This is a genomic window from Terrisporobacter vanillatitrophus, assembly GCF_051148895.1.
GTDB lineage: Bacteria > Bacillota > Clostridia > Peptostreptococcales > Peptostreptococcaceae > Terrisporobacter > Terrisporobacter vanillatitrophus.
In genome coordinates this window covers 705,887-720,869 of record NZ_CP154625.1, presented here as the reverse complement: position 1 = coordinate 720,869, position 14,983 = coordinate 705,887, and the positions used below count along the sequence as shown (strand labels likewise).

Below are 14,983 nucleotides of genomic sequence, written 5' to 3'. Positions count from 1 at the left end.
AGTTACTTTATATATTATGCCCATGGCTTTATTTATCTTTACATAAAATAAAGGAATATGGTAAAACCCACATTCCTCTGTTTTTATAATATGTATTTACTTATAAATGCTTTCATTTCTTTATTTAAATCTCCACAATCATCTACAATTTCACATCTGCGGCATTTTATAGCTTCCCCTTCTATAGCCGGATGTATTTCTATATTCTGACCATTACATAAAATTAAAAATCCTAAATTTATATCTTCATATGGGTTAATATATGCATCTGACATATATATTCCTTGTGAATTCTCTTTTACTTCGTCATCAATAAGGTAGTTTTCACCATTTATACATGATAAATACTGTTCATTTCTTCTACCAAAGAAATAATATAGTTGCCCCTTATACTTTAATAATTCTTCAATCTGCTTATTATTTTCCTCGTCCTTTAAACATGTACTTATACCATTGTAACACGTTTTTACAGCAGCCTTTTTACATACTTCCTCATTCATTTTGCATAAATCAAAAGTTCTCAATTCCCCACTAAAAAAACTCATTTTATGACACCCCTTTATATGTTTGTAATTATATTGTAATTGAGAATGATATTATTTTCATTATAAAAAACTTTTATTTTACTGGTATTTTATGCCTATTTTGCTTTTTTTCAATTGACTAAAAATGCACGTTTTATAGTTCCGTATTAGTTTTTTTTTATATAAATAAAGTATAAATTATTAAAATTTTAATTATTGGCTTAAGTTGTTGTTTTTCTTTAAAATAAGGATTAGAATGTTACTTGTGACAAAATCAAAATCAGAATACGTCATACTTATATTAATACGGAGGTTTATTATGGGAGAAGAAAAAATTATTTTTAAGGAGTTTTTGTATGAAACATTCCTTCTGATTGTAGGGTGTTTTTTGATGGCATTATCTTTTGTATTATTCTTTGATCCTCATTCAATTGCTCCTGGAGGATTAACAGGGTTAGCGGTAATAATCAATTATCTGTTTAGCATACCTTTATGGTTAGTAAACTTAATTTTCAACGTTCCATTATTCATCATAGCATACAAGGTTTTAACAAAGAGAGAATGTTTGAAAACGTTATTAGGAATAGTATTCTTTACTTTAGCACTAAACTTATGTGAAAATTTTGCCACTTTTGACATTACTAATGATGTCTTATTAGCAACACTTACTGGTGGGGTAATTTTAGGATTAGGACTTGGTGTAATATTTAATATTAATGGAACAACAGGCGGTACTGATTTAATAGGTTTAATATTAAACAGATGGTTTCCATCTGTTAGCGTCCCAAAATTAATGGGAGTAGCTGATTTTATAGTAGTTATGTCATCAATATTCGCTACAGGAAAAATAGAGATTGGTTTATACTCTGCACTAGGATTATACATTGCTGTTGTAGTAAGCGATATGGTTGTGCAAGGATTTTATAGTGCTAAATCTTTTACTATTATATCAAATTCGCCAGATGAAATATCTAATGCCATATTAGAAAAAATGAATAGAGGAGTAACTATCCTAAGCGCCAAAGGTGGTTATACAAAAGAAGAAAAAGATGCTTTACTTGTTGTAGTAGGCAAAAGAGAAGTATCTACTCTTAGAAAAATAGTCAAAACTGTTGATCCTAATGCATTTGTAGTTATTACAGATGTTCATGAAGCACTTGGAGAAGGTTTCAAGCAAATGTATTAGCAAAAAGGTGGTATTACTTACCACCTTTTTTTGTTATCTATAAGTTTATAAAATTAGGCTTCATTTTATCAAAAGTACATACATATTTATATCCCATATCTCTCAAGTTTTCATAAATTCTTTTAAATTCATGAGCTACCTGAGCTGGATTATGAGAATCTGAACCTGTAGTAATAATTTCCCCTCCAAGTTCTTTATATCTTTTTAATATATATGATGAAGGAGTTAAATCTGGTAATTTATATCTAAAACAAGATGTATTAATCTCTATTCCCTTACCATCATATATTACTGTTTTTAGTATTTCATCAATTTCGTAACTAAATACATTATCATCTATTATATTATTTATATCCCCATATCGCTTAACTAAATCTAAATGCCCAAGTACACAATAGTTTTTATATATTTTAACAATTTCATATAAGGTTTCATAATATTTTCTATATGCTTCTAGTTGCGTTTTTCCCTTATATAAATGTCTATTAATAAGTTCATACTTATCAATAGCATGAATAGATCCAATTACAAAATCAAAATCATATTTTTTAATATCTTGAGTACATTTTTCTAGTATATGTTTTTGAAAGCCATACTCAACGCCTTTTTTTATAACAATTTTGTTTTTATACTTATAATTATAATAATCTATAGCGTCAAAAAATTCATCATAATCAAAAATATAATTAGTTTCTTTGTTATTTTTAATTACATTGTAGTCTACATGCTCTGTAAAACATATTTCCTTTATTCCTAATTCTATTGATTTATTTATCATATCTTCCATAGGAGTATTACTATCCTCTGAAAAACTTGAATGCATATGATAATCATAATACATAATTATACCTCCTATTTTTTATTAGTGTCAGTTCCTTATCAATTATTTCATAAAATAAATATATCAAAATGAATATGTATGATTAATTCTATTATTTTCTGCTTATTAGAAATTTATAGCTGTAATATTTGTTAAAGTTATAACTTGCACTAAAATAAGCCGTTTAAAATCATTAATTGAGCTTAAACGGCTTATATTTTTCAAAATATTCTGACATTTTATTTTGGCACTATATCCAAATATTCTTATATATATGTCAATGAAATTATAATGCTCCTACTGCTAACATTCTATTGTATGTTTCTTCAACTTTACATAATACTTCATCATTATCTATTCCACACACTTTTGTTAAAGTACCTTTTACTCCTAATTCTTCTATATAATTTTGTAGTTCTACACTTTGTGGATCTCCTTCATTATTATAAAGAAGTGCTACACTTACTCCTATAATTAGATTATCTACTTCTATATTGTAAGACTTAGCTGTCAACAAAGGATTTATTAATCTATCTTGTGAACTTAATTTTCTAAGTGGTTCTCTTCCTACTCTCATCACATCATCATTTAGATGAGGATTTTTAAATCTGTTTATTATTTTATCTATATAGATATAATGTTTATCTAAATCTAAATGGTGCTTCTTAGACAATCCTTGACCACTTTCTCTCATAGCATTTTTAACCACTTTGAGTATTTTTTCATCTGCTATACTTTCATCTACAGTTTTATATCCATTTAAATAGCCTAAGTAAGCTGTTATGGCATGACCTGTATTCAAAGTAAATAATTTACGTTCTACATATGCCATTAAATTTTCAACTAGATTCATGCCTTCTATCTTTGGTAATTCTCCTTTAATACCTAATTCTTCTACATTCCATTCATAGAACTTTTCAACAGTCACATCTAAAGGATTTTCATTTGTACATGGTGGTACAATTCTGTCAACAGAGCTATTTGGGAATCCCACATATTGCTCCACATATTTTTTATCTTCTTCATCTAAATATTTTAATACTTCTTCTTTTAATATATCACTTGCACATATAGCATTTTCACATGCTATTATATTTAAAAAATGAATTATATTTTTTTCTCTTCTTGCTTTTATTCCCCTAGCTATAGTTGGTGCTATTTTAGATAAAACTAATGGTCCAACTGCTGTAGTTATTAACTCAGCATTTTCTATTTCTTCAATTATCTTTTCACATAATGATGATACACCACTTATATTTGTTATTACTTCTTCAGAACAATCTACATCTTTAATAAGAATTTTATACGTTTTATCTTTATTTATGGCATCAAGTATTTCATTATTAACATCTGCAAATACTACATGGTATCCTGATTTTGATAATAAACCTCCAATAAATCCTCTTCCTATATTACCTGCACCAAATTGAATTGCCCTTTTCATAACTCTTCCCCCTTAGTTAGCAAACGCTTCTATTATTTCATCTTTATTTGTTGAATCTTTTAATCTATCTGTTAAATCATCATCTAAAACTACTGCAATATTAGATAATATTTCTAAATGCTCATTTCCAACGCCTGCTATACCGATTATTAAATATGCTTTTTCTCCATCAAAGTCTACACCTTCTGGGAATTGTAATATAACTATTCCAGATTGCTTAACTTCTTTCTTTGCTTCATTTACACCATGAGGTATTGCAACTCCCATACCCATATATGTTGTCATTATTTTTTCTCTTTCTAACATTGCCTCTATATAATTTTCATTTACATATCCATTTTCAACTAGTTTTTGACCTGCTAATATTATAGCGTCTTCTTTAGATACTGGTTTTAATCCTAAAAATATATTTTCTTTGCATAAAACATTATTCATTATTTTGACCCCCAAATATTTATTGTTTATATTTATAATGATTTGATTTTGCTTTCATAGAAATCTAAAATTATATTATTAATTTTTTCACTTACAACTTTTTTTTCAGAAAACTTTAGATGTTCAACAAATTCCATATCTTCTATTAATTTCATACTTATAGAGCTCAATAATTGTCTTTGATAATCCTTTGCATTTTCTGGGATTAACATTAAAAAACCATATTTGCACATTTGATTATGCTCTAGCTCTATATCTTCTTCTAATCTAATGATAGCACTTTTTATACTATCAATTCCTTGTGTAGAACAATGCAATAACATCATGTCTATGTCATCTACATAAGGAGTAGAAACTTTCACTCTTTTTTGTAAATCTTTTTGTATGATTTCTTTATGCTCATTTGTAATTCCAAATATATCACTAGATAATTCTATTAATTCTTTCAAACTTGCACACTTTGAGCTTTCTATATACTTTATATCTTGTAAATATTCAATTCCTTCTTTTCCTATATTCATAAGTTTAAACATTTCTTCTTGATATGTGGAATTTTTCTCTTCAATAACTACTTCTTCTTCTTTTTTAGATTTAGTAATTTTTTCTTTTGCTATTCTTAAAATTTCTTTTTTTATTATTTTTTCATCTTCATAATTTAAAAATGGTGATATGGATATATAATCTACATTGGTATTTAGTTCAACTGTTGAAATTATTATATCTACATTTTTATGTTTCAGATAATTTTCATCTATTTTTAATGATGAAATAGTATCTAGAACATTCAGGTTAGGATATTTCTTTTCTAACTTTGTCTGAAGAAATCTAGATGTTCCTATGCCTGTTGGACAAGAAATTACAGCATTAATATTAGTTTCTATTAATAAACTTCTTTCCATGGCAGATTCAAAATGCATAACTATATATGCAATTTCTGATTCTGGAATTTCTTTTATATCCATCATATCTTTAATGAATGATGTAATTTTCTCTATACCTTTGAAACTTTCATAATATTCTGATTTAATTTGATCTAGTATTGGATTTCTTATTACCATATCCATCTTCATTCTACATAATGACGGACCTAGATGATTGGTTAAGTCATTTAATAATTTTTCATCCTTCTCAAGTGGAATATCAAGTTCAATTTCTGCTAGCTTAATAAGCTTTTTAGCAATACTCCTTATCTCCACATCATCAAGTTCAAAAGTATTGTTCTTACTTGACAATCTTAACTTAGATCCCTTTATATGCATAGTTATATATCCTATTTCATCTATTGGAATTTCTATATTAAATACTTTACCTATGGCACTTCCTATTCTTTGAGCAAATTTAAACTGTTCCATAAGTTGTAATTCATCAAGTATATCCTTATCCATGATTATATTTTCATCATTTTTTATTCTTTGTATAGCTAAAGATATATGAACCACTAGTCCTATATAAGAACTATCTGATAAGTTAAGATTTAATTCTTTTATTTCTTTAGTTAAAGTTGTCTCAACCGTTTTGATTATGGACTTATCAATTAAGTTTAACAGTCTATCTTCTGATGAAAATTCTATTGTAGACTTGGGATTTATATTTTTTCCAATACTTCTTACCATATTTAAAATATGTTTTTCATCACATGACTCATATATTAAATTAACATATGCTTTTCTGAAATCCTTTTCATTACCTTCAAGATAACAACCAAAACCTTGTTTTTTCACTAATTTTATATTAAATTCATTTAGCCAATCAGATACTATTGCGAAATCATTATTTAATGTTCCTTCTGATATTTTTAATAGTTTTATAAAATAATAAGACTTTAATGGCTCTTTAGATGTTAAAAGCTTAGATAATATTAAAATTTTTCTTTCTTTTTTTGAGTATTCCTTTGATACACCCTCTTCGTGTAATAATTCTATTATATATTTTTTATTTTCTAAGTTTTCATTTAGCATTAAGCCAATTCCTGGTTTTTTAATAAATCGAAAGTCATTTTCATCTAACCAGTTTTCTATACTGCACATATCTCTCAAAACTGTTCTTGTACTCAAATCAAGTTTACTTGCAATTTGAGATACAGTTATTGCTTTGTCTGAATTATTTTCAGCAATCATTTGTATAATATCTTTTTGCCTAGAAGTAATTTTTTTTATTCCCATAAACATTCCTCAATTAGTGACATTTTTATTTTGTTGACTTTTATAGTTCAAGTTTATCAAAGTTAAATACAAGTATCAACCTATATTTAAAACAAAAATGTCACTATAAATAGTGACATTTTTGTTTTAAATCATGCATTTAAGTTGACATTTTTGTTTTTTACGACACCAATTATATAAATTAAATTATCTATCTAAAAGCACCATACTAAAATTTAGTATGGTGCTTTAATGTTAATTTATACTGATACTGTAGTTTTACTTTTCTCTTCTAATCTATTAAATAGTTCATCTAGCATTGGGTCTTTTAAGAAGTTGTGTATAGCTATTACTTCGAAGTCTCCTGTTACTCTTTCTACCAAATTGGCATGAGTAACTGCTATATCTGTATCATCTGGAATATTATCAACTGACGTATTTATTATTTCAAGCTCTAAACCTAAGCCTTTTACTCTATTTTTAAATCTTGATGCACCCATAGCACTTGATCCCATACCTGCATCACAAGCAAATACTATTTTTCTTATATCTTCTTTTTTATCTTCTGATACTTCTTCTTTTATTCCTTTAGCTTCATTTTTCATTGATTTCATTTGAGCTTGAGCTTCTTCTAAACTATCTCCTTCTTTTGCTGATGCTTTTTTCACTATTGGAGATGCTACTAAGAATGATACTGCTGTTGCCGCTACCACACCAGCTATTACTGGTAATAATCCACCTTTTGGTGCTAAAGCTAATATTGCAAATATACTTCCTGGTGATGGAGCTGCTACTAACCCAGCATGTAATACTGATAAAGTTAATACTCCCGCTGCTCCTCCAGCCATTACTGCCAATATTAATATTGGATTCATTAGTATATATGGGAAGTATATTTCATGTATTCCTCCAAAGAAATGTATAATTATAGCTCCAGGAGCTGATTCTTTACTTAATCCTTTTCCAAATAACCAATAAGCTAATAATACACCTAATCCTGGTCCTGGGTTAGCTTCTAATAAGAACATTATAGATTTACCAGCTTCTTTAGCTTCAGCCATTCCTATAGGTCCTAATATTCCGTGGTTTATAGCATTATTTAAGAATAATACTTTACCAGGCTCAATGAATATTGATAGTAAAGGTAATAATCCTTTGCTAACTAAAAATTTTACTCCTGCTTCAAGTATAGAAGTTAATGCTACTATTGCTGGTCCTACACCATAAAAAGCTATAATTGCTATTATCATACCTATTATACCGATTGAGAAATTATTTACTAACATTTCAAATCCTGTAGGTATTTTTCCTTCTACTAATTTATCAAATTTCTTAATTACCCATCCTGCAAATGGTCCCATTATCATTGCACCTATTAACATTGGTATATCTGAACCAATAATTACACCCATAGTTGCTATAGCACCTATTACTGCACCTCTATCTCCAGCTACTGCTTTACCACCTGTATATCCGATTAATACAGGTAATAAATATTTAAGAATTGGATCAACCATTGTTGCTAATCTTTCATTTGGTAACCATCCTGTTCCTATAAATAATGCTGTTATGAATCCCCAAGCTATGAATGCTCCTATATTTGGCATTACCATTCCACTTAGAAATTTCCCTACTGATTGCACTGAATTTTTTAATGAACCTTTACTTTGTATCGTCGTATCTTTACTCATCTCTTTACCTCCCCTATTTATATTAAATTAATAATCGCTGTTCCTTACATCTTTAATAATACATTAAAAATATTAATTAGAACAACTCAAAGAAATCCTTTTCTTGTCACTTAAATTAGTGACATTTTAACAATAAAAAAAGGTATTGTTACTTTAAAATGTTTAAAAACACTAAGTAACAATACCTTATATATTAAATATTATTATTATTCAACTGTAACAGATTTAGCTAAATTTCTTGGCTTATCTACATCTAATCCTCTTATCTCAGCAACGTGATAAGCAAGTAATTGAGTTGGCACTACACTTAATATACCTGACAACATATCGTCTACTTCAGGTATATAAATTACTATATCAGCTGATTTTTCAACTTCTGTATTTCCTTCCTGAGTTATTGCTATAACTTTGGCACCTCTCGCCTTAACTTCTTGCATATTCGATACCATCTTTTCGAATAACTCACCTTGAGTAGCTAAAGCCACAATAGGAGTTCCTTCTTCAATTAAAGCTATTGTACCATGCTTTAACTCCCCAGCAGCAAATGCTTCAGCATGAGTATAAGATATTTCTTTTATTTTTAAAGAACCTTCAATAGCTATTGAGTAGTCAAGTCCTCTACCTAAATAAAATACGTCCTTACTATCTTTTAGCGTTTGTGCTATTTCTTTTAATTTATCATCACAATTTAATATTGTTTCTATTTTTTCTGGTAACTCTTTTATCTTTTCTATTGTTGAGTGATATAATTCTTCATCTATAGTTCCCTTTGTTAAGGCAAAGTTTAATGCTATCATGTAGAAAGCAGTTAATTGAGTAGTATATGCTTTTGTTGAAGCAACAGCTACTTCAGGTCCTGCCCAAGTATAGAATACATCATGAGATTCTCTAGCTATAGAAGACCCCACAACATTAGTTACAGAAAGAATTCTTGCTCCTCTTTCCTTTGATTCTCTAAGTGCAGCTAATGTATCTGCAGTTTCCCCAGATTGACTAGCTAGTATTACTAAAGTATTTTCATCTATAAATGGATTTGAATATCTAAACTCTGATGCTATATCTACTGTTACTGGTATTTTAGCAAACGTCTCTAACGCATACTTACCTATTAATCCTGCATTATAAGCAGTACCACAAGCTACAATATATACTTTATTAATTTTTTCTAAATCTTCTTTAGTCATTTTTATATCATCTAAATGGATTATTCCATTCTCATCTAATCTTCTTACTAATGTATCTCTAACTGCAGTTGGTTGTTCATAGATTTCTTTTAACATAAAGAAATCATATCCACCTTTTGATGCAGCTTCCACGTCCCAAGTTATTTTACTTACTTCTTTGTTTACTACGTCTCTCTTTTCATTCAATATAGTTACTTTATCTCCAACCATGTGAACATATTCACCATTTTCTAAGAAGTAAACATTTTTAGTATATTTTAATATTGCAGGTATATCTGATGCTATGAAATTTTCTCCTTCTCCTAAACCTACAACTAATGGACTATCTTTTCTTACAGCTACTAATTCATTGTTGTTATCTTTGCAAACCACACCTAAAGCATATGCTCCTCTTAATTTAGAAGTTGCTTTATAAACAGCATCTAATAAGTTTCCTTCATAGAATTTATCAAGCAAGTGAGCAACTACTTCTGTATCTGTTTGAGATAAAAATACATAACCTTCTGCTTGTAATTCTTCCCTTAATTCGATATAATTTTCTATTATACCATTATGAACTACAGCTATTGATTTATCCTTATTAAAATGAGGATGTGAGTTCGCATCTGATGGTTCACCATGAGTAGCCCATCTAGTATGCCCTATTCCTAATCCCCCATGTATTGGGTTAGCTTGTAAATCATCTGCCAATATTTGTAATCTTCCTTTGAATTTTCTAATTGATAATTCATCTCCAGTATTTACTGCAACCCCTGCAGAGTCATACCCTCTGTACTCTAATTTAGAAAGTCCTTCTATTAGAACTTCTGTTGATTGTCTTTTTCCTAAATATCCAACTATTCCACACATTTGCGTGACCTCCTTAAAATTTATTATTAGTATATTTTAAGAGTTTGGTCTATTATTTACTCAAATCTTTCTTTGTCCACTGAATCACTTCAGTTATTTAAAAAGATTCTTCGATGGTAAATACACCGCAGAGCATCCGCCGATAATTTCGATTAACTCTGTCCTCGTCAACTTAAAAGTATAATTTTAAGTCCTGGCGCTATATATTTATTTTGACCTTACTCTTTTAAAATCATTGTTACCATTTTAACAATGATTGATACAATTATTTTCATACTATATACTGTTTCATAAAACAATATATATATAATTTATATCATAAATATGATACTAAATGAAAATACACTCCGTGTCAATGAAATTACATATTTTTATTATATAATTTTTTTATTACTATAATTCTATCCAATCATAACTACACTTACATATTTAAACTATTATGACAAATCATAATAAAAAATCGCCTAAAATATTTTTTAGACGACTTAGATCTTTTTCTATTAATTATTTGCTTCCTACATAATCTTTCATAGAATTTTTGATTGTATATGGCAAATATTTAATTACTAATACAGCTAATAAACATGTCCCCACTTTATCTATTAAATTATTTCCGACCTTTGCAATAAATGATGCTGCAAATATACTACTACCACTACTTCTTAACCACATAACAATTACATCCGATGCTGTCCCTGTTAAACCTCCATAAATTGCAACACCTATTGGAGTTCCTATTAATGGACAAACTATACTAAAAAAAGCCATGGTAATTTATTTTTACCATGGCTTTATCTAAAACTCCAAATTATTTTACATCATAAAGAAAAAGTATGCTAATAAAATAATCCCCAGTATTATTCTATACCATCCAAATACTTTAAAGTCATGTTTCTTAATATATCCCATAAGGAATTTGATTGCCCATACAGATACTACAAATGATACAACAGTACCTACACCTAGTACAATTAATTCAAAACTTGTAAATGCAAATCCAAATTTCAATAACTTAAGTAAACTTGCACCAAACATTACTGGTATAGCTAAGAAGAATGTGAATTCTGCTGCTATTTCTCTTGATACACCTATTAATAATGCTCCAACTATTGTTGCTCCTGAACGAGATGTTCCTGGAAAAACTGCAGCTATTAATTGGAATAATCCTATGACTATAGCCATTTTATATGTAAGTTGATTCATATTTGTAACTTTAGGTCTTTTACCCTTGTTGTGATTTTCAACTACTATAAATAAAATACCAAATATAATAAGCATAGTAGCTACTGTTTGGAAATTATAAAATAGTGCATTTATTTGATCATCCCATAGTAGTCCAATTACTGCTGCTGGAATACAAGCAATTACTATTTTAATCCACATAATAATTATGTCTTTTTGTACAAATGGTTTTCTATCAAAATTAAAAGGAAAAATCTTTTTCCAATATAAAATTACAACAGCCATTATCGCACCTAACTGTATAACTACAAAAAACATTTCTTTGAAAGCTGGCGACATACCTAATTGTAGAAATTCATCGACTAATATCATGTGGCCTGTACTACTTACTGGAAGCCATTCTGTAATTCCTTCAATAATACCCAATATAATGGCTTTAAATACTTCTATCCATTCCATGTTTTCACCTCATTTATATTTTCTTTGTTTGAATAAAAAAAACCTAATTAATGTTTAGGCCTTTTTCTAGTATACCATATAAAGTATGACTTAGACTCATAATTTTATACTTACCATTTTGTAATAAAATTACAAATTTTTCAAAAAACAAAAAACTTATGTTTCTTAAATCTCTTTGGCTACTCCATTTCACATATGAACAATTGCCAAAATTAAAAAAAGTTATCTAAAATATTTTAGATAACTTTTTTATAATAGGTATTTAGCTATGCTACCTTTTCTAATTTTCCTTTATTACTTTTAACTCTAGGAAGTCCAAATCCTATAGCAACTATTCCACATACAAACATTAATATTGGATAATGTAAGTACCCAATTATTGCAAATGGTGATATTCCAGCTAAACCTGCCGCAGTTAATAATTGTGCTCCGTAAGGAATTATTCCTTGCCATACTGATGAAAATATATCCAATATACTAGCCGACTTTCTTGAATCTATTTCATATTCATCTGCTATATTTTTAGCGATTGGCCCAGCCATTACTATAGCTATAGTGTTGTTTGCAGTACATAAGTCTACAATACTAACTAGTGCTGCTATCCCAAATTCAGCACCTTTTTTATTTTTAATTCTGCTTTGTATAAAGTCAAGTACAAAATCTATTCCTCCATTAAACTTAATAAGCTCAACCATACCTCCAACTACAACAGATATCATACAAAGTTCAAACATTCCCGCCATTCCTTCTGATACAGCTGCTATTACTCCAAATAAGTCTAGAGAACCTGTTATTATTCCTACAGTTCCTGCAAATATTACCCCTCCACCAAGAAGTAAAAATACATTTGCTCCAATAACTGCACCAATAAGTACAAATAAATATGGTAAAACTTTTATTAATTCATAGTTATATGTCTCATTTGATACACTTACAGCACCTCTGCTCATTACAGTTAATAATATTATAGTAATTATAGCGGCTGGCAATACTATTAAAATGTTAACCTTAAACTTATCTCTCATTTCACAACCTTGTGTTCTAGTAGCTGCAATTGTTGTGTCAGATATCATCGACAAGTTATCTCCAAACATTGCTCCACCTACTACTGCACCTAAAACTAAGGCTACTGGAATTCCAGTTTTTGAAGCAACTGCTACACCTATTGGACCTATTGCAGCTATAGTTCCCACAGATGTTCCCATTGATATAGATATAAAGCAGCCTATAACAAATAATCCTGTAATTAATAAGTTAGCTGGCATTACTGATAAACCTAAGTTTACTACCGAATCAGCTCCACCCATAGCTTTTGATACACCGCTGAAAGCTCCTGCAAATAAGAATATTATAAGCATTAAAATAATATCTTTATTTCCTCCACCTTTACAAAACACTTCCATCTTCTGATTAAAATCAGCTTTTCTATTAAATAAAAATGCTACTGCTGTTGAAATTATAAAGGCTACTAAAGTAGGCATTTTATAAAAATCTCCACTTATAATTCCACTTCCAATAAATAAAACTAAAAATACACCTAATGGTAATAATGCAAATGCATTACCCTTTTGTCTTTCATTACTCATAATTTGCTCCCTTCTCCTGTAGTACTTACTATCATTTTGAATAATTTTACACTTAATAAAAAAAGCTTGAGAATAATCTCAAGCTTTAATAAACTAAGTTATTCCTCATCTCTCAGCCTTCGCTGCAGGATTTAGCACCTTTTTATATATAAATATATATCGGTTGCTGGGTATCATAGGGCCTGTCCCTCCACCACTCTTGATAAGTAAGTAAATATTTGTTTTTTAATTATAAGTAATATAATAAAATATTTTTTATTTATTGTCAACATTTTTTATTTTCAAAAATTTCAAAATATCATACACAACTGATATAAACTATTTTTCAGGTATATAAATTTGCTTTGAATCAAATCCTAAATTTTTAAATTTTGAATATAAAAATTCATATTTATTAGGTGTAATTTTTATTATATTCATGTCAAAAGGTAACTTTGATATGTTTTCAATCTTAAGATCTTTTCTGCTTAATATATCTAAATATTCTTCACTCCAAGGTTGAACAATTTCTGCTTCTCCACTTATTTGTAAACCACATAAGTTGTTCATATTTTTATAATCTTCATATATACAAAGAGATATTTTATTATTTTTTGAAAGTCCTATAAATTTCAATCCTCCTTCGCTAATTATATATATTTTTCCATCATAATATTGATATTCTAAAGGTGTTGCTCTTATAAAATCTCCATATCCAGTAGCAAGTGTACATGTATTTTTATTTATAAGAAATGTTTCAATTTCTTTTTTAGTTATATTAACTGGAGGTATAAACTGCGGTGTATTAAAATATTCTCTCAAATCTTTACCTAATTCTAAGGCTTCATTGTAATCAAATTCTCCTAAATCACCAAATGGTATTCCTACTTTTGAACAAAAATATTTTATTTTTTCCTTATCATCGTTAGTAAGCTTATTTATAAACATTTCACCTTTTATAAATTTACTATAAATACCTTCCTTATTTACAAATTTCTTCAATTTATTAATTTCACTTAATCCATCCAGTTTATTCAGCCCTATACATATTAAGGCTACTCTTTTTTTACTAAAGTCTATTTTATTTTCTTCTATATATCTAAAAATTTTTTCGCAACTATTGTGTCCATACAAAGAAAATACTAAGACAATATTGGAATAATACTTAATATCACGTGGTGCATCATTAATGTCAAAAGATTTTGCTGGACCTAATATTGAACATATAGTGTTTGCAATAGTCTTACCTGTTCCATACTTACTTTCATATAAAATAAGAGTAACATTCATTTTATCCACCTCTTCATAATAAATCTTATTATTTGACATTTAGTTTTTAGGAATAGTTATTACATATTCCTTTCTTATATTGTTACACTTTTCATAACCCACGTCTATTAAATGAGTAAATAGCTTATATTTTTATGTTTTTTATATTTTTTTCAATAATAAAAAAAGGAATTATTAAGATTTACTTAATAATTCCAATATGTATTTTTTTAA

The 14,983-nt window shown here is 28.2% G+C and carries 12 protein-coding genes and 1 riboswitch; of the genes, 1 reads left to right on the top strand and 11 read right to left on the bottom strand.

The genetic code is table 11. The features are described 5' to 3' along the window. Positions 1–83: 83 nt before the first annotated feature. Positions 84–545: a hypothetical protein gene (locus TVTCOM_RS03725; protein ID WP_434798508.1), complete on the bottom strand. Its 462-nt coding sequence runs from the start codon at positions 543–545 to the stop codon at positions 84–86. Positions 546–843: 298 nt separating this feature from the next. On the opposite strand from TVTCOM_RS03725, the gene TVTCOM_RS03720 reads away from it, so the two are divergent. Next, entirely contained in the window at positions 844–1,710 is an 867-nt protein-coding gene (locus TVTCOM_RS03720) for a YitT family protein (RefSeq protein WP_434798507.1), read from the top strand. Between the two features lie 37 nt (positions 1,711–1,747). On the opposite strand, the gene TVTCOM_RS03715 is transcribed toward TVTCOM_RS03720, so the two are convergent. From TVTCOM_RS03715 to TVTCOM_RS03670, 10 genes are all read right to left on the bottom strand, one after another. Then, positions 1,748–2,551 (bottom strand): histidinol-phosphatase HisJ family protein, encoded by an 804-nt coding sequence (locus TVTCOM_RS03715; protein ID WP_434798506.1) that lies wholly within the window; start codon positions 2,549–2,551, stop codon positions 1,748–1,750. Positions 2,552–2,816: 265 nt separating this feature from the next. Continuing rightward, positions 2,817–3,974 (bottom strand): mannitol-1-phosphate 5-dehydrogenase, encoded by a 1,158-nt coding sequence (locus tag TVTCOM_RS03710; RefSeq protein ID WP_434798505.1) that lies wholly within the window; start codon positions 3,972–3,974, stop codon positions 2,817–2,819. 12 nt (positions 3,975–3,986) lie between these two features. Next, entirely contained in the window at positions 3,987–4,409 is a 423-nt protein-coding gene (locus TVTCOM_RS03705; protein ID WP_434798504.1) for a PTS sugar transporter subunit IIA, read from the bottom strand. A gap of 32 nt (positions 4,410–4,441) precedes the next feature. Next, a complete protein-coding gene (locus TVTCOM_RS03700) occupies positions 4,442–6,571 on the bottom strand; it encodes a BglG family transcription antiterminator (protein ID WP_434798503.1) in 2,130 nt (709 codons plus the stop codon). 239 nt (positions 6,572–6,810) lie between these two features. Next, the gene (locus TVTCOM_RS03695) at positions 6,811–8,241 is read right to left on the bottom strand and encodes a PTS mannitol transporter subunit IICB (protein ID WP_434798502.1); all 1,431 of its coding nucleotides are present in this window, start codon (positions 8,239–8,241) and stop codon (positions 6,811–6,813) included. A gap of 206 nt (positions 8,242–8,447) precedes the next feature. Further along, positions 8,448–10,274, bottom strand: coding sequence for a glutamine--fructose-6-phosphate transaminase (isomerizing) (glmS, locus tag TVTCOM_RS03690; RefSeq protein WP_434798501.1), 1,827 nt, complete (start codon positions 10,272–10,274; stop codon positions 8,448–8,450). A gap of 504 nt (positions 10,275–10,778) precedes the next feature. Then, positions 10,779–11,042 (bottom strand): hypothetical protein, encoded by a 264-nt coding sequence (locus TVTCOM_RS03685; protein WP_434798500.1) that lies wholly within the window; start codon positions 11,040–11,042, stop codon positions 10,779–10,781. 45 nt (positions 11,043–11,087) lie between these two features. Then, positions 11,088–11,915 carry an undecaprenyl-diphosphate phosphatase gene (locus tag TVTCOM_RS03680; RefSeq protein WP_434798499.1) on the bottom strand — a complete coding sequence of 276 codons (828 nt, stop codon included), beginning with the start codon at positions 11,913–11,915 and terminating at the stop codon, positions 11,088–11,090. Positions 11,916–12,181: 266 nt separating this feature from the next. Beyond that, positions 12,182–13,501, bottom strand: coding sequence for a Na+/H+ antiporter NhaC family protein (locus TVTCOM_RS03675; protein WP_434798498.1), 1,320 nt, complete (start codon positions 13,499–13,501; stop codon positions 12,182–12,184). 102 nt (positions 13,502–13,603) lie between these two features. Next, positions 13,604–13,710, bottom strand: a riboswitch (SAM riboswitch). 109 nt (positions 13,711–13,819) lie between these two features. Beyond that, the gene (locus TVTCOM_RS03670) at positions 13,820–14,809 is read right to left on the bottom strand and encodes a flavodoxin domain-containing protein (RefSeq protein WP_434798497.1); all 990 of its coding nucleotides are present in this window, start codon (positions 14,807–14,809) and stop codon (positions 13,820–13,822) included. Positions 14,810–14,983: the final 174 nt, after the last annotated feature.